The organism is Sandaracinaceae bacterium, assembly GCA_020633055.1.
Classification (GTDB): domain Bacteria; phylum Myxococcota_A; class Polyangia; order Polyangiales; family Houyiibacteriaceae; genus JADJJE01.
In genome coordinates this window covers 380,888-397,022 of sequence record JACKEJ010000006.1, presented here as the reverse complement: position 1 = coordinate 397,022, position 16,135 = coordinate 380,888, and the positions used below count along the sequence as shown (strand labels likewise).

General features: G+C 71.1%; 11 protein-coding genes. 6 read left to right on the top strand and 5 right to left on the bottom strand.

What is annotated here, in order from left to right; translation table 11 throughout:
- Positions 1-5 precede the first annotated feature (5 nt).
- Positions 6-2,660 carry a YhfC family intramembrane metalloprotease gene (locus H6726_11075; GenBank protein ID MCB9658181.1) on the top strand — a complete coding sequence of 885 codons (2,655 nt, stop codon included), beginning with the start codon at positions 6-8 and terminating at the stop codon, positions 2,658-2,660.
- An 83-nt stretch (positions 2,661-2,743) separates the two neighbouring features.
- On the opposite strand, the gene H6726_11070 is transcribed toward H6726_11075, so the two are convergent.
- Both H6726_11070 and H6726_11065 read right to left on the bottom strand, forming a co-directional pair.
- Positions 2,744-3,907: a hypothetical protein gene (locus tag H6726_11070; protein MCB9658180.1), complete on the bottom strand. Its 1,164-nt coding sequence runs from the start codon at positions 3,905-3,907 to the stop codon at positions 2,744-2,746.
- Positions 3,908-4,062: 155 nt separating this feature from the next.
- Positions 4,063-4,392 carry a hypothetical protein gene (locus H6726_11065; protein ID MCB9658179.1) on the bottom strand — a complete coding sequence of 110 codons (330 nt, stop codon included), beginning with the start codon at positions 4,390-4,392 and terminating at the stop codon, positions 4,063-4,065.
- Between the two features lie 462 nt (positions 4,393-4,854).
- On the opposite strand from H6726_11065, the gene H6726_11060 reads away from it, so the two are divergent.
- The 3 genes from H6726_11060 (at position 4,855) to H6726_11050 (ending at position 8,073) form a co-directional block, all read left to right on the top strand.
- Entirely contained in the window at positions 4,855-5,244 is a 390-nt protein-coding gene (locus H6726_11060; protein MCB9658178.1) for a hypothetical protein, read from the top strand.
- Positions 5,245-5,314: 70 nt separating this feature from the next.
- On the top strand, positions 5,315-6,841 hold the full coding sequence (locus tag H6726_11055) for an FMN-binding glutamate synthase family protein (protein MCB9658177.1): 1,527 nt from the start codon (positions 5,315-5,317) through the stop codon (positions 6,839-6,841).
- Between the two features lie 149 nt (positions 6,842-6,990).
- On the top strand, positions 6,991-8,073 hold the full coding sequence (locus tag H6726_11050; protein MCB9658176.1) for a hypothetical protein: 1,083 nt from the start codon (positions 6,991-6,993) through the stop codon (positions 8,071-8,073).
- A 64-nt stretch (positions 8,074-8,137) separates the two neighbouring features.
- On the opposite strand, the gene alr is transcribed toward H6726_11050, so the two are convergent.
- Both alr and H6726_11040 read right to left on the bottom strand, forming a co-directional pair.
- Positions 8,138-9,304 (bottom strand): alanine racemase, encoded by a 1,167-nt coding sequence (gene alr / locus H6726_11045; GenBank protein MCB9658175.1) that lies wholly within the window; start codon positions 9,302-9,304, stop codon positions 8,138-8,140.
- 65 nt (positions 9,305-9,369) lie between these two features.
- Entirely contained in the window at positions 9,370-9,864 is a 495-nt protein-coding gene (locus tag H6726_11040) for a hypothetical protein (GenBank protein MCB9658174.1), read from the bottom strand.
- A 64-nt stretch (positions 9,865-9,928) separates the two neighbouring features.
- Here H6726_11040 and H6726_11035 point away from each other — a divergent pair, with 64 nt between their 5' ends.
- Positions 9,929-11,293: an alpha/beta fold hydrolase gene (locus H6726_11035; GenBank protein MCB9658173.1), complete on the top strand. Its 1,365-nt coding sequence runs from the start codon at positions 9,929-9,931 to the stop codon at positions 11,291-11,293.
- Positions 11,294-11,379: 86 nt separating this feature from the next.
- Entirely contained in the window at positions 11,380-12,837 is a 1,458-nt protein-coding gene (locus H6726_11030) for a hypothetical protein (GenBank protein MCB9658172.1), read from the top strand.
- A 123-nt stretch (positions 12,838-12,960) separates the two neighbouring features.
- Here the strand turns inward: H6726_11030 and H6726_11025 are convergent, their stop codons facing one another.
- Positions 12,961-15,450 carry a hypothetical protein gene (locus H6726_11025; protein MCB9658171.1) on the bottom strand — a complete coding sequence of 830 codons (2,490 nt, stop codon included), beginning with the start codon at positions 15,448-15,450 and terminating at the stop codon, positions 12,961-12,963.
- Between the last annotated feature and the right edge of the window lie 685 nt (positions 15,451-16,135).

Here is a 16,135-nt window from a genome sequence, read left to right as displayed (position 1 = left end):
CCGGGATGCCGACCAACGCCGCGCTCGTAGCCGCCTTCACGGCGGAGGTGCTCATCATCATCGCCCTGGTGGTGGTGCTGCTGATGACGCTTCGCCGGCGCACGCACGTGGGGTATCGCGTGGCCGTGCTGGGAGCGGCCACGTTCATCGGGTCGCAGGTGGTGCACATCCCGCTGAACCTGCTGCTGGGTCCGCTGCTGGCGCGTGCCGACCGCGTGTGGCTCACGGCGGCGACGCTGGGGCTGAGCGCGGGCTTGTGCGAAGAGCTCGCGCGCTACGCCATGCTGCGCACCGCGGCCCGCGACGTGCGCGACTCGGATGCCGCGCTCATGTTCGGGGCCGGGCACGGCGGCGTGGAGGCGCTGGTCGTGGCGCTCATGGCGGCGCTCGCGCTCGTGAACCTCGTGCTCCTCGGTGACGACCCCGCGCGCTTCCTGCGTGACCTGACCCCCGAGCAGCGCGTCACGGCGCTGCAAGGCATCGAGCAGATGCAGACGATGCCCGCGTACCTCCCGCTGGTGGGAGCACTGGAGCGCGCGATGGTGCTGCCCATCCACCTCGCAGCCACGCTGCTGGTGACGCTCTCGGTGGTGCGTGGGCAGCGGCGCTTCCTGGTGGCGGCCATCGCGCTCCACGCCGCCCTCGATGGGGTCACGGTCTGGCTGCTGCCTCGCGCAGGCGGGGCCGCGGCCGAGCTCTACATCGGGGTGGTCGCGGTGGTGAGCCTGGGTCTGCTGGTGTGGCTGGAGCGGGCGCTGCGGGTGAGGCGCGCGCGCATGGCGGAGCGGCCCGAGGGCACGGGCGCACCCGTGGAGTTGGTGGGCGCGGGCAAACGCTACGGGGCCGACGTGCGTGCGTTGTCGAACGCGCAGCTGACGCTCGCCCCCGGCAGCCGCACCTGCCTGCTGGGCCCCAACGGCGCGGGCAAGACCACGGCCATCCGCATGCTGATCGGCGCCATCGGCGCGACGGAGGGGCACGCGCTGCTGTTCGGGCGGGAGAGCGGGGACGAGGACTTCCTGGTCGCGAAGCGGCGCCTGGGCGTGGTGCCGCAGCTGCCCGGCATGTACCCGGATCTGACGGTGCGCGACTGGCTCGAGCTGGTGCGCGACCTGTACGGCGCAGGGGACGTGGACGCGGTGGCGGGTGAGCTGGGCCTCGCCGCGCTACTGGAGCGCCCCATGGACCAGCTGTCGGGCGGCCAGAAGCGGCGCGTGGCCATCGCGGCCGCGGTGGTGGCGCGGCCCGAGCTGCTCATCCTGGACGAGCCGAGCGCGGGGCTGGACCCCATCGCGTCGCGCGAGGTGCTGGACTACCTGGGCGCGCTCGCGCACACGCACACCATCCTCCTGTGCACCCACGACCTGGTGGAGGCCGAGCGCCTGTGCGACCGCGTGGTGGTCATGCTCGACGGTCGCGTGCTGGTGCACGAGGCCATCGAGACCCTGCGCGCGCGCATCGCGCCGACGCTTTCGCTGCGCATCCTGGGCGAGCTGCACGCGGACGCCGCGGCGGAGCTCACGTCGCAGGGCTTCGCGTGGGAGCGTGGTGAGGAGCCCGGCTGGGTGTCGGTGCCCGTGACGGCCCCGGAACGAGACGCCCCGCGCGTGCTGCGCGCGCTGCTGACCAACGGCACGGACGTGTTCGAGTGCCGGGTGGTGCGCCCCACGCTCGAAGACCTGTTCCTCGACATCGTGCGCGCCGACGAGGCGACGCGCCGGGTGGCCGACCACGCTGCGGAGCGTGTCCAGCCCGGCGAGCATGCCCAGCCCAGCTCTGGCGTCGGCGCCGAGACCGCCGAGGCCGCCGACGCCGTCGATGCCGTGGCGGCCATCGCCGCAGCAACGCGGCCCGCGGCCGACGGCCCACACGCAGGGCGCGAGCCGTTGCCACCGCCCGTGCCCCTGCGCGACCTCCTCGGGGCCACCACCAAGCGCCTGATGGTGAAAGAGTGGCGCCAGCTGCGGAACAGCGGCGCGGCGTTCTGGACGTCCGCGCTGCTGCCCATCTTCTTGCTGCTGCTCGTGCCGCAAGGGCTCATCGCCGCCGTGCTCCAGCCCAGCGGGACGCGGGACGATCAAACGACGGTGGACTTCGGACTGATTGGTGAGCTCACGCAAGACCCGAGGCGCGCGGCCGTGGCGTTCATTCCGGTGTTCATGGCGGTTGCGGCCCTGATCGCGCCCATGTCGCTCATCACGCACGCCGTCATCCAAGAGCGCGAGGCGCGTACGCTGGAGCTGCTGGTGGCGCTGCCGGTGCGCATCCAGCAGGTCATCGTGGCCAAGCTCGGCACGGCGTTCGGGTTCTCGCTCGCCATCTGCGGCACGTGCGCGCTGGTGCTGTGCGGCGAGCTGCTGACGTTGGGTCTGGCGACCGTGTTCGACGTGCTCGCGCTGCTCTCGTTGCTCGTCGCGACGCTGGCTTACGCAACCGCGGGCTCGCTGCTGGTGGCGCTGCTGTGCAAGGACTTCCGGACGGCCAACAACCTCGCGGGCGCCGTCGTCGGACCGGCCATCCTGGTGGTGGTGTTCGGCACCATCTTCGCGCCAGGAGGTGCGGCCCGCCCGCTCACCTTCGCGCTCGTCTTCGCGCTGGGGGCCCTGTTGATCGGCCGCGCATCGCTGCGCTCGGCAACCTTCGAGCGCCTGCTGGACTGAGCCGTATCCGGGGTCCCGGTGTCACGGGTCCCGGTGTCGCGGGTCCCGCCCACCGCGACCTTCCCATCCCGCTCGGAAAAGGGTCAGGGCCGCTGTAGGGTCCGCAGCGGAGCCCCACAGCGCTCGGCGATGTCGTACGCCACGCGCCGCACGGCGAGCGCGGCGACGCTCGTCGGACGCTCGGGGCTGGTCTCGACCACGTGGAACCAGCGCCCCTCGGCCTGCACGCAGGCGGTCAGCGTGGCGAGCTCCGGGCCGAGGGTGTGCAGGACGAGCACGACCTGCTGCACGTCGAGCGGACGCGTCGCCCCGGCCTCCTGTACGACTACGACGAGACCCGCCTCGCCGAGCGTGAGGCCCAGCGGTCGACGCGGAAGAACGAGGCTCCCGTGCCACGGCTGTCCCAGGGACCACGCGAGCCCCGCAGCCCCCCAGCGCGACACGCGCTCACGCAGTCCCAACGCAGCACCCGCGTGCCCGATCTGGAGCGACCCATCGTCGCGCACCTCCACCGACTCGACGACACGGGCCAGCGCCGGCGCGCTCCGCGGCGGAGGCGGCGTCGCCACCGGCTCGAAGCCCGGCGCGCCCACCAAGGAGAGCGGACCGTGACCGAGCTCCCGATAGGTCCCCCCGTCGTCGGCTCGCCTCGGCGCCGCCCCATGCTCCCCGCAGAAGTAGCGCACGCGGTCCACGTCGTCGCGCTGCACGACCACGCGCAAGTCGAGCAGCCACGCCACGCGGTCGACCAGCGTGCGGAGAGTGTCCCTACGCGACAGGCCCGCCACCGTGAACACCGGGCTGACCACCCCAGGCCCCAGCTCGAGCGCGACCCCGAGCCCGCCGCGCGCGTCGACGAGGAACCCACCCTGGAACGCGAGCCCGAGGTCCTCCCCCACGCGACGCGTACGCGTCCGCCGCCCCCACAGCAGGTGGCCGCGCTCGACCATCCACACACGCCCCGTCTGCCCGTCGACGCCCAGCTCGGCGAGCCGTGGTCGTGCAGCTCGCACAACCGACACCGCCCACGAGAGCGAGACGGGCATGGTCCACAGCGCGTGCCACCAAGGCAGCACGAGCCACACGTGCGCCAGCACCGTGAGCGCGAGCGGCCCCACGGCGACGGTACTGGCGAGCATCGTGCGCAACACCTCGAGCGCCCCCACGCCCGTGTCGCGCAGCACGAGGCGGCGCCCGTCCGGGTCGTCGACGACCAGCTGCAGTTCACGCTCACTCGACCCACGCATCGCGGTGCGGCCGAGGGTACCGCACACGCCGAGCGCGCCGAAAGCGGAGAGCCACCGTGCGCATCGCACCAGCGGATGGCTGCCCGCGCATCACGTATCGGTAGACGTCCGCCACGGCCGGGCCCGCCCGTGCAGCAAGCCCGGCCGCGCACCAGTCACCGAGGCCGCGTGCGCTTCAGGTAGAGCACAGCCGCCACGTGGTCGAGCGCGTCGAGCACCGGCTTCGCCCCCGCCGCGCTGAGCGCCCCGCATGCGACCGCCACCCGCACCGCCGCCATTGCTTCCTTCGCCTCGGCGTACGCCCCCTGCAGCTTCGCATCCCGGTTCCCACCCCGAGCGTACGTCCCCTCGGCATGCTGAAGCGCCACGGAGTGCAGAGCCCGCTCGGTCTGCCGAGCCAGGTGAGGCACCCGGCGGTTCATGGTGCGAATGACGGGCGTCGCCCGCTCGATGGTGGACAAGATGAGGTCTTCGGTGCGTGACATGGAGAGGCCTTCCTGCGGCGTTGGGCCGCGCTGAGACCCCGCCCCCCGCACGGAGTCGCAGCCCTGTCCCGCCGTCCTTTTCGGAACGAAAAGCGACCCGCAGGGTCGGGCGTGACAGGGCGAGCACCGTGCTACCCCGACCTCTCCGCGCGGCCCGCCCCAAAGCGTCCCAAACCTCACCCAGCGCCAACGCGCCACCAACCCCAGGAGCGCTCAGTCGAGCAACGAGAGAACGGAAACGTGACACCGGGACTCGTGACGCCGTGACACCGGGACTCGTGACGCCGTGACGCCGGGACTCGTGACACCGGGACCCGTGACACCGTGACTCCGGGACACCGGGACTCCGGGCCCCGGGACACCGGGACTCGCGACTCCGTGACACCGGGCCCCGTGACACCCTGACCCGCGACCTCGCCTCCTCTTGTCCGCCCCCCTCCCCGCCCGCTATCGTCCCGCCCCATGTCCACCTCCCCCGCCCCCACCCCGCAGACCGCGAACCACTGCCAGACCTGCTTCGGCACCGGCGAGGTCGGCGGCCAACACGGCGTCACCACCTGCAGCGACTGCCTCGGTCTGGGCGAGCTCCCGTCGTCCATGGTGCTCGTAGAGCGCCGCCTGCGCGACCTCGAGGCGCGCTACACCGCGCAAGGCGGGCAGGGCCTCGTCGACGTGCGCTGGCTGATCGACGAGGTGCGCCGCAGCCGTCACGCGCTGGTGCAGATCCTCGCGGCGGGCGCGGACTCCGACACCAGCACCGACGCCATGCGCGCGCTGACCCGCCGCATGTGCTTCCTCGCCAACGACGTCCTGGACTACTACCAGCCCGAGCAAGGGTCCGAGGCCAACTGACACGGCAGGCGCGCCCGCTCGCAAAGCCTCGAGCGTAGACACCGCGCGGCCGGACGGATACCCTCGACGCATGTGGGGTCTTTGGATCTTGGTCCCGGTGGTGTTGCTGCTCGCCCTCGCCGTACACGACCGGCGTCAGCGCACCAACACCATCATCGCGAACTTCCCGATCGTCGGGCGCTTCCGCTATTGGTTCGAGGCGCTCGGCGGCCCGCTACGGCAGTACATCGTCACCAGCAACGACGAGGAGCGCCCCTTCACGCGCGACCAACGCCGCTGGGTGTACGCGTCCGCCAAAGTGGAGAACAACTACTTCGGCTTCGGCACGGACAACGAGCTCGAGAACACGCAGGGCTACCTCATCATCCGGCAGTCGACGTTCCCCATCACGTCGCCCGTGAAGGGCCAGCCCGGCTACGACCCCAAGTACCGCCTGCCCTGCGCGAAGATCATGGGCGGCCACCGCAAGCGCAAGCACGCGTTCCGGCCGGAGTCCATCATCAACACCTCGGCCATGAGCTACGGCTCGCTCAGCGGGGCGGCCATCGAGTCCATCAACCGCGGCATGGCCATCGCGGGGGGCTGGCAGAACACGGGCGAGGGAGGGATCTCGCCGTACCACCGCAAGGGAGGCGACCTGGTCTGGCAGCTGGGCACGGGCTACTACGGCTGCCGCGACGACCACGGCAACTTCTCGATGGAGCGCTTCCTCGAGGGCGTCGCGAGCGCGCCTGTGCGTGCCATCGAGATCAAGCTCAGCCAGGGCGCCAAGCCGGGTCTCGGCGGTGTGCTGCCAGCCGCCAAGATCACCCCCGAGATCTCGGCCATTCGGCACGTGCCGATGGGCAAGGACTGCATCAGCCCCGCGTCGCACAGCGCGTTCTCGGACGTGTCCTCCATGCTGGACTTCATCGAGTCGCTGGCCGACGCGAGCGGGCTCCCCGTGGGCATCAAGGCGGCGGTGGGTCAGATGGGCTTCTGGCAGGACCTCGCGAAGCAGATGGAGACCACGGGGCGCGCGCCGGACTTCATCAGCATCGACGGCGGCGAGGGCGGCACGGGCGCCGCGCCGTTGGTGTTCAGCGACCACGTGGCGCTGCCGTTCAAGCTGGGCTTCACCAGCGTCTACCGCACGTTCGCCGAACGCGGCATGCACGAGAAGGTGTTGTTCCTGGGCACCGGGCGCCTGGGCTTCCCGCAGCAAGTGCTGCTGTCGCTCGCGCTGGGCTGCGACCTGGTGAGCGTGGCGCGCGAGGCGATGCTCGCCATCGGCTGCATCCAGGCACAGGAGTGCCACACCGGCAGCTGCCCCACGGGCGTGGCCACGCAGAAGCCGTGGCTCGTGGCGGGGCTCGACCCGATGCTCAAGTCCGCGCGCCTCGCCAACTACATCATGACGCTGCGCAAGGAGACGCTCGCGCTGGCGCACGCTTGCGGCGAAGAACACCCCGGCGTCGTGTCCCTGGACCACTTCGACATGGTGGACGGGTTCTCGACACGTCCCGCGCGTGAGGTCTTCCACTACGACCCCGCGTGGGGCCTGCCGGAAGCGCAGGAGCGTGAAGCGATTCGCGAGCTCATGCGCAGCCTGAGCTGACGCGCATCATCACGAGGCCGCCGTGGCGCGGGGCGGCAGACCGGCCGGGCGCGGATGGTGCGCCGCGCGACGAGTCCCCGGTTGTCGAGCACGGGCAGGCTGCGCTCAGCGTGCTTCGCGTCCGTGTCTTCGGCTGATAGCATCGCCGGATGGATCGCCCGTCCCCCTCCCCGCGCGCCGCGCGTGGTCGCGCCTGCGTCGTGGCGCTCTACGCCGCACTGCTGGTCACAAACGCAAGCTGCCAGCGCGGGGGCGGGGTGCAGGACCCTTCCCGCACCGAGACCCCCGAGTTGCTGGAGCTGCTACCGCACGACGCCGAAGGCGTCTTGCTGCTGGAAGTCGACACACTGCTGGCCGCCCCGTTCGTGCAGCGCCTGGACGAGCGCCTGGCCTCGGTCTTCGACGAGAGAGCACGCGCCCTGCGTGAGCTGCTCGGGCGGGTGGACCGCGTCGCGCTCGCGTACCGCTACCGGCCCGCCGAGAGCGAGAGCGGCGTGAGCCCGTTTGTCGTGCTGGCCCGTGGGCGCTTCGTCGACGAGGATGTGGACCTGCTGGGCCAGGAGCACGCTCCGGGCGAGCACCGCGCGCACCGCCTGCGCTACGGGGACGGCATGGTGCTGGCGCTCGTGGAGGACCACACGCTGGCCTTCGGGACGAGCGACCTGGTGCTCGCTGCGCTGGACCGCGTCGATGGGCTGACCCCGTCGGGCGGGCCCGGCCGGCCCGTGGTGCTCGACGCGGCTCGCCGTGTGGGGCTGGGCGAACACACGCTCACGTACGCGGCCGAGATCTCGGAGACGCTGCGTGGCGAGCTGTCCGAAGACTGGAGCCCGCGGGCGTCGACCGTGTCCATGGGCGCGCGGGTGGACATCGGCAGCGCGGTCGTGGCGCACGCATTTGCGCGCTTCACGGACGACGCGGTGGCGGAGCAGGTCATGGCAGAGCTCGAGGCCAAGCTGGACGAGGCTGCGCAGGAGCCCTATGCGGCCGAAGCCGGCGTGCTCGAGCTGCGCGACGCGCTGCGGGTCAGCACGGAGGGCCCGGTGCTCTTGCTCGACCTCTCGCTCGATCCCAGCGCTGTCGAGCGCGTGATCACCATCGTGCTGCTGGGCTTCGAAGCCGGCGCGTCCTTCGAGGCTCCAGCCGACTTCGAGGCTCCAGCCGACGCCGCGCCGTTGGAAGCGCCCGCCAGCGGCGCGTCGTCAGATTCACCCGCCGACGCCGCGCCGTGACTCCCGGACCGTGTTTCTTTCCGACTGACGTCGCTCCGAGCTCCGTCCCGGACGGTGGCGCGCGTCAGCCGTAGAAGCGGGGCACGCGCCGCGACACGTTGGTGAGCACCTCGTAGTGGATGGTCCCGGCAGAGCGCGCCAGCTCGTACGCGTCGATGTGCTCGTCCCCCTGTCGGCCGAGCAGCACCACCTCGTCGCCGAGCTGTACGCCGGGCACCGCGCTGACGTCCACGCCCGTCAGGTCCATCGAGACGTTGCCCACGATGGGGCAGCGGCGCCCGCGCACCAACACCTCGGCGCGGTTGCTGGTAGCCCGGATGAGCCCGTCGCCGTAGCCCACGGGGATGGTCGCGATGAGGCGCTCGCTCGGGGCGGTGAAGGTGCCGTCGTAGCCCACGCGCGTCCCCGCCGGCAGGCGTCGCAGGGAGATGACCTCCGTGCGCAGGCGCATCGCGGGTCGCAGCCCCGCCTGCTCCGTGCCCGGCGGCCCGTAGCCGAACAGGCCGCTGCCCAGCCGTACCAGGTCGTAGCGGGAGCTGGGGTGAAGGAACGCGCCGGCCGTGTTCGCCGCGTGCAGCACACTCGGGCGGTGACCGTGGTCGCGCACGAGCGCGACGGCCTCGTCGAAGCGCCGCAGCTGCTCGCGCGTGACGTCCGCGTCGCTGTCCGCCGAGCTGAGGTGGGTCATGCACCCGCTGATCTGCACGGCGCCCGTGGGCCCCAGCTCGGCGATGGCGCGCAGGAACGCGGGCAGCACGTCGCAGGGCACACCCAGGCGGCTCATGCCCGTGTCCACCTTGAGGTGCACGGCCACGGGCGCACCCCGCCGCTCGGCGACACGCGAGAAGGCGCGTAGCTCCGGCAGCTCGTAGACCACGGGGGTGAGGCCCGCCGCGACGACCTCCTCGTGAGCGCCGCCGTGCACACCGTTCAGGACCACGATCTCGGTCTGGATGCCCGCTGCGCGCAGCTCGAGGGCCTCCTCGGCCAGCGCGACGCCGAAGCCGTAGGCCCCCGCCTCCTGGAGGCGCTGGGCCACCGGGACCACGCCGTGGCCATAGCCGTCCGCCTTGACCACGGCCAGCACGCGGCTGCGTCCGACCAGCGCCCGCGCGACCCCCAGGTTGTGGACGACGGCGTCGAGGTCGATCTCCGCGCGCGTCGGGCGCAGCGTGTCCTCGGCGGCCTGTAGGCGCGGCTTGAGGATCAACGTGTCGCGGGGCGAACGCACGTCGGATGGCTACCCCGTCGCCCCGCGGACCGCAACGTGGCGCGCCCCAACACGTCGCCCGACGTTCATGTGGCCGGGCGCATCGACTCGAGCGCGTCGAGCAGCGCCACCTCGTAGGTGGCTCGCGCGTCCCCTCCGGTGTCCAGCAGCCACGGGACGGCTTCGCCCAAATCTCCGAACGTGCGCGCGCTGCGCCGGCGTCCGCCGATGGCGTTGAACGTGGTGAGCACGCTGCGCAGGGCGCTGGCCCAGAAGCCGTCCCCCAGCACGACGGTGGCGCCTGCACGCACGCTCTCGTGGGTCTGCTCGATGAGCTGGATGCACACGCGGCGCGCGTCCTCGGTGGGGAACTCGGTGCTGGGGTCGATGACGGTGAGTGACGAGATGGCGTTCGGGCGCGCGCGGCTGGCGACGGCGAACGCGTCGAGGGTCGCGAGCAGGTCCGGGCGGTCCATGGCCCCGTAGCAGCGCAGCAGCACGAAGTGGTCGAGCGAGGCGACGCAGCCGGCCGCCGAGCGGCGGTGCACGGTGAGGGAGTCCGTGAGTGGCGCACGACGCATCCCCAGACTCTACGCGGGTCCAGCTTGACGCGAAAGAGCACAAGCCGCGACCTTTGAGAGCGCCATGCCCCACCCCACCTCACCTCATCCAGCTCTCCTGTTCCCCTCGGTAGCCCTCGTCCTCGTCTTCGCCATCGCGCCGCTCGGCTGTGGGGGCGACGGCGGAGGGAGCACGGATCCCGGCTGGGAGGAGCGGCCGACCACGCTGCTGCCGCCGTGGGCCGAGGGCTGCGAGAACCCTCACGTGCCGGTGGTGATGGTGCACGGCTTCCTCGCCTCGGGGGACACCTACGCCAACCACGTCATGCGCTTTGTCGCGAACGGCTACTGTCAGGACCGGTTGTTCGTCTACGACTGGAACTCCATCGGAGGCGGCAACAGCCCAGCGCTCTTGGACGCCTTCATCGACGAGGTGCTGAGCGTGACGGGCGCCACCCAGGTCGACCTCCTCGGGCACTCGGCGGGGGGCGGCATCGGCTACACCTACCTGAGCGACGACGCGCGCGCAGCCAAGGTGCGGCGCTACGTCCACATCGCGAGCGGCGACGAAGACGCGCCTCCAGGCAGCGCCGGTGGCGTGCCGACGCTGAACCTGTTCTCGGCGAACGACCGCGTGGTGACGAACGACGGCATCGAGGGTGCGACGAACGTCGACCTCGAGACCGCGGACCACTACGAGGTGGCGACACGGGACGACTCGTTCGAGGCCATCTGGGAGTTCTTGAACGACGCCCCGCCCGCCGTGAGCGCCATCGTCGCGCAGGAGGAGCCCATCGTCATCGCCGGGCGCGCCGCGACGCTGGGTGAGAACCGCCCCGCGGAGGGAGCGACGGTGGACATCTACGAGGTGGACGCGGACAGCGGACAGCGCCGACGCGCCCGCCCCCGCGCCACGTTCATCGCGAACGCGCAGGGCTACTGGGGCCCGTTCCAGGGCGCGCCGGACACGCACTACGAGTTCCACATCACGCCCGTCAGCGGGCGCAGCGTGCACTACTTCCGCGAGCCCTTCCTGCGCACGAACACGAAGGTGTACCTGCGCACCTTGCCCACCACAGGGCTCGCGCGCGTGCTCGTCAGCGCGCTGAAGTTCGACGAGGACCAGCCCACCACCGTCATCTTCCTGGCCAACCGCGCGCTCCAGCCGGGCGACCAGCTGCTGCTCGACGACGTCGACCTGAGCGGGGACGCGTACACGAACCGCGACAACACCACCATCGCGCTCTTCTTCTTCGACGACAACGGCAACGACGAGACCGACCTGACGCCCGTCGCGCTGTTCCAGACCTTCCCGTTCTTGGCCGGCGCCGACTTCGCGCCCGGGGCCGACCCGCGCGTGTCCACCGTGGTGCAGCTGGGCGAGCGACGCCTCGCCATGCCGCGCCGCCCCGCCGAGCCCGACGGGGTGAGCATCGTCGTGTTCGACTGAAGGCACCAAGGCGCGTCGCTCGGCGGTCAACCCATGGCCGCGAACGGTCATTGCGCCGAGCGGCGAGTGGCCTCTATCGTTTGCGCATGAGCCCCCCACGCCTCTCCCTCGCGGCCCGCGCCTGCGTGGCCTTGTCGTTGTGCGCCACGGCGCTCGCCGCGTGCAGCACCGCAAGCGAAGACCGCGCCGACCTCTCCGAGGAGCTCAGCGGCGGCGACGGACCGTTCATCGCCTCCGTCGGGGGCGTGGCGGTGCCCGAGGGCTACGAGCTGCACGAGTACCTCGCGACGGGGACCGCGACCGCGTACGCCGCGGGTGACGGGGGCCTGTCCAACGACGGCGTGTGGACCCTCTCGCGCACCACGTCCGCCGAGTATCGCACCCGCATCGTCGTGCGGCGCCCCGTCGACCCGGCGGCCGCGAGCGGCGTGGTCATCGTGGAGTGGCTCAACGTGAGCGGCGGCGTCGACGCGGACCCGGAATACATGACGCTGGTCGAAGAGATCGCGCGGCAGGGCCACATCTGGGTCGGCGTGTCGGCACAGCTGATCGGCGTCGAGGGCGGGCCCGTGCTGGTGTCCACCGGCATCATGGACGAGCGCGCCGGCGTGGGGCTGAAGGTCATCGACCCGGAGCGCTACGGGACGCTGACGCACCCTGGGGACGGCTACGCGTTCGACATCTACACGCAGATCGCGCGCGCCCTGCGACGTGGCGGCCGCGTGCTGGGGGGCGTGCGCCCGAGCCTGCTGATCGCCGCGGGCGAGTCGCAGTCGGCCATGGCGCTCACCACCTACTACAACGGCGTGCAGGGCACGGAGCAGGTGTTCGACGGGTTCTTCGTGCACAGCCGCGGCGGCTTCACGCTGGGACTGGTAGGCCCGGGGGAGTCGGCGGACATCGGCCGCGCCATCTTCTCGCGCGGCCGCCCTGTGTTCCGCGCCGACGTGGAGGCCCCGGTGATGAACATCCAGACCGAGGGCGACATCTACACGGTGCTCAGCTCGTGGCAGGCGCGGCAGCCCGACAGCGACACCTTCCGCCTGTGGGAGATCGCGGGCACCGCCCACGCGGACCAGCACCTCTTGGGCGAAGCCGCGTCGCTGATCGACTGCGGCCAGCCCGTCAACGACGGCCCGACGCACCTGGTGGCCAAGGCCGCGCTGCGGGCGCTCGTCGCATGGCTGAGCGATGGCACGGCGCCGCCCACAGCGGACCGGGTGGAGCTGGACCAGAGCGGCACCGCGACGGCTGCGCTGCGTGACGCGGACGGCATCGCGCTGGGCGGCATCCGCACGCCGCTGGTAGACGTGCCCGTGGACATCCTCTCGGGCGTCCCCGCGAGCTCGAGCGTCATCTGCATGCTGATGGGCTCCACCACTCCCCTCTCGGACGAGCGCATCGCCGAGCTCTACAGCTCGCGGGCGGAGTACGAGCGGCTGTACGAGGCGAGCGCTCAGGACGCCATCGCGGCAGGCTTCGTGCTCGAGGACGATCACGCTGCCCTCACGGCGTACGCCCAGCCCGCGCGGGTCGCGCCTTGACGAGGGTCCCTGGACGACGCCGCCCCCGTGGCAAGCTTGACCGCGCGCCACCTGCAGAAGCGAAGAAGGGGACAGCCACCGCTGCCCCCTTCGTCGCGTCATGCGGTGGAACCCGCGCGTCCGCTACGGCGCTGGCGTGAACACGCGGTAGCGAGCCAGGCGCGAGAAGTCGCCTCGGTTTGCGTCACCCTGGAAGCTGCGCAGCGTCACCGACAGCACCGGCTCACCGATGTCGACGGTGAAGGTGCCGTTCCAGGTGACGTTGCCACCCGGGTCTGCGCAGACGTAGGGAACGAGCGCCCGCTCCTCTGCCGTGTAGTCCGTGTTGGCCTCGACGGCGTCGTGGAAGCAAGCGATGTTCGTCGTGCCGGACGCGCCGGTGGCGAAGATGTAGAGCGCCGACTCTTCCTGCGAAGACCCGAAGTAGTCGATGTCGACCGTGACCTCGCTCGACGTGTTGCCCGTGAGGTCCAGCCGGTAGGACAGCACGTCGTACGACGAGTTCAGGTCAGACCACAGGATGGAGTTCGGGCTGGTCAGCTCGACGATCTCACCCATGAGCGAGACGTTCGTCGGCATGGCGCCGAGCTCGTCGACATGGAGCGCCTGGAACGACGCCAAGGTGCTGTTCGTCGGGTCGGTCCCACGGTCCCAGTCGGAGAAGAGGAGGACCTCGACGCCATTGACGCACGCCACGGTGGTCGGTGCGGCGCCGCCCGGCCCGTCGGCGTCGACCAGGTACGTCCCGTCTCCCTGCGACGCAGCGTAGAAGAGCCCATTCGCGAAGCGCCCCTCGGCGTACTCGGCGCAGCTCGTGGCGTGCGTCCCGTCCGTGTACTCGCCGGGGTCCACGGCGGTGAGGGCGTTGGTCACGCTGTGGTCGTTGCGACGGAGGTAGACCCCGCCTGCGGTCCACTCGTACCCCTCTGGCTCACCGCCGCTTTCGTCCACCTCCAGGCGCAGCGTGCTGCTGGTGAGGCCGGTCGACGCGCGACCGTCGATGGTGCCGATCACCACGTCTGCGGCGAAGGACTGGTAGCCGCCACACGCGGTTCTTCCGAGGGACTGGCCCAAGCTCAGCACCGGACCCGTGTCATCGCCCGCGCCGAGACGCGCGTCTCCGCTCGAGGCAGGGCAGTCTCCGCCAGGGCCCCAATCACCGGTGTGGTAGACGACGTCGGTCGTCGCGCCTGAGCCGGACCGGGAGGTCATCTCGAACCCGCTGGTGAAGAGCTCGTTGAACTGGAAGCCGGTGGCGATGTCGAAGTGACAGCGGTGACTGCCTCCACCGTCCGAGCTGATCGGGTTGTCTCCGTTCAGCGCGCAGGTTCCGGCGAGCGTGTTGACCGTCAGCATGAGCTGGTTGTTGGCCAGCGCCGCGTCCACGAACGTGAAGCCGCCGCCGCCCGTCGTCATGTCGCAGGTGACCTCGAACGCACCCGTTCCGAAGGGGTCCACCAAGTACACACCGTCGCCGGTGTTGCCCTGGTAGGTGTAGCCTGCCGCGGGGTTGCGATAGTCCTGGCAGGAAGCGGCGGTGGAGCCGTCGCCGAACTGCCCCGGGTTCCCGGTCACGAGGCCACCCGCAATCGGGATGGCGCAGTTGCCGCCGTCTAGGACGAAGCCCGTGTCACACACGTCGCACGTCGCGCCGTCGTAGCCCATGTCGCAGGTGCAGACCGTCGCGCCCGTGGCATCGCTGCAGGTGCCGTGGTTGGAGCAGGAGCTGCCGTCGCCGACGCACGCGACCGTGCAGGACAGGTCGCCGTCGTTGTCCTGGAAGCCGGTCGCGCAGTCGCAGACGGGGCTCGCTCCGCTGTCGTTGCAGGTGCCGCCGTTGCCACAGTCGATGCCAGCGCAGTCGGTGACGCTGCAGTCCGCGCCGCTGTAGCCCGTGTCGCAGGTGCACGCGATAGCGCCCGTCGAGTCGTCGCAGGTGCCGTGGCTCGAGCAGGAGCTGCCGTCGCCGACACACGCGACCGTGCAGGAGAGGTCGCCGTCGTTGTCTTGGAAACCCGACGCGCAGTTGCAGACCGCCACGCTCCCGCCGGCGTCACAGGTGCCGCCGTTGCCGCAGTCGACGCCCGAGCAGTCGACGCTGCCGCAGTCCGAGCCACCGAAGCCGGCGTTGCACGTGCAGGTCGCGGTCCCGGAGGAGTCGTCGCACGTGCCCTGGTTGGAGCAGGAGCTGCCGTCTACGGCGCAAGAGGCCGTACAGGAGAGGTCGCCGTCGTTGTCCTGAAAGCCGACCGAGCAGTTGCACACGGCCGCGCCGCTGGCGCCGCTGCAGCTGCCGTTTCCGCCGCAGTCTTGGCCATCGCACACGTTCACGCTGCAGTCCCCGCCGCTGTATCCGGCGTCGCACGTGCAAGTGAGCGTGCCGGAGCTGTCGTCGCAGGTGCCGTGGTTGGAGCAAGAGCTGCCATCTCCGACGCAAGCCGCGGTGCAGACATCGTCACCGTCGTTGTCCTGCGTGCCCTGCCCACAGCCCATCGCCTGGTCCGTCGTCATGCCCAGATCGAGGTTGCCGCCCTGGTCGGCCCCGACGCCCATGTCGGCGCCAGGGGTCCCGTCTCCACCACACGCACCAAGCGCCAGTACCAGCGCGCTCATCAGCACATGCGCTGCTGCACGCCCTACACCATTCGTCTTCATAGTCCGCACTCCGTCATGAGCGCCGGTCGAAACCCACAGCGGCCGAGGTGTCGCCGCGCGCAAGGACCAGCCTTCCCCGGATCGTAGAGATGCTCGCGGAAGTGGTTCTAATGTAACACACCTGTAACTTTGGCACCAAGACGGATTTGGGTTGCTGAGGTCAACGCCCCGCATGACGCGGCGCTGACGTCGGGCGCGGGTCGCCTGACCGCTCCGTGCTGCGGGCTGCTGTGGGGCTGGAGGCTCGGTGGGAAACATGGTGATCGTCCTTCTCTCGGGTTGCAGGGACGACGGCCACGACGATGCGCGCCGGCGTCCACTCGACGCCGGACCAAGAGCAAGCGGCGCGCCAGCCCACCCGCGCGCTCCCGTCGGCGCGGCAGGGCGCGCTTCACGGGAAGTTCTCGCGCGTGTGGCGCCGGGTGGCGAGCGTCCTCTGTCGCATGCAGGCGACAGGTGTCGCTTCGAGTGCTCCCCCGTTTCGCGCGTTGTCGCGATACCTCAGGTGCGGGTCGAGATCCGCGGGTCCGTGGGGTTGTGTCGTGTCCCTCGGCTGCGGTAGCGTCGGTCCGCTGCGTCGGATCCGCCCACGTGGTGATCTTGGTGTTTCGGGTGCAGCGGGTGACAACAGTGCGTGGACTGG

What these genes read in the sequence shown, in the direction of transcription:
- H6726_11035 (MCB9658173.1), top strand. Translation starts at nt 9,929, where the DNA reads ATGCCCCACCCCACCTCACCTCATCCAGCTCTCCTGTTCCCCTCGGTA.
- H6726_11065 (MCB9658179.1), bottom strand. Translation starts at nt 4,392, where the DNA reads ATGTCACGCACCGAAGACCTCATCTTGTCCACCATCGAGCGGGCGACG.
- H6726_11070 (MCB9658180.1), bottom strand. Translation starts at nt 3,907, where the DNA reads ATGCGTGGGTCGAGTGAGCGTGAACTGCAGCTGGTCGTCGACGACCCG.
- H6726_11055 (MCB9658177.1), top strand. Translation starts at nt 5,315, where the DNA reads ATGTGGGGTCTTTGGATCTTGGTCCCGGTGGTGTTGCTGCTCGCCCTC.
- H6726_11060 (MCB9658178.1), top strand. Translation starts at nt 4,855, where the DNA reads ATGTCCACCTCCCCCGCCCCCACCCCGCAGACCGCGAACCACTGCCAG.
- H6726_11030 (MCB9658172.1), top strand. Translation starts at nt 11,380, where the DNA reads ATGAGCCCCCCACGCCTCTCCCTCGCGGCCCGCGCCTGCGTGGCCTTG.
- H6726_11075 (MCB9658181.1), top strand. Translation starts at nt 6, where the DNA reads ATGCCGACCAACGCCGCGCTCGTAGCCGCCTTCACGGCGGAGGTGCTC.
- H6726_11040 (MCB9658174.1), bottom strand. Translation starts at nt 9,864, where the DNA reads ATGCGTCGTGCGCCACTCACGGACTCCCTCACCGTGCACCGCCGCTCG.
- H6726_11025 (MCB9658171.1), bottom strand. Translation starts at nt 15,450, where the DNA reads ATGAGCGCGCTGGTACTGGCGCTTGGTGCGTGTGGTGGAGACGGGACC.
- H6726_11050 (MCB9658176.1), top strand. Translation starts at nt 6,991, where the DNA reads ATGGATCGCCCGTCCCCCTCCCCGCGCGCCGCGCGTGGTCGCGCCTGC.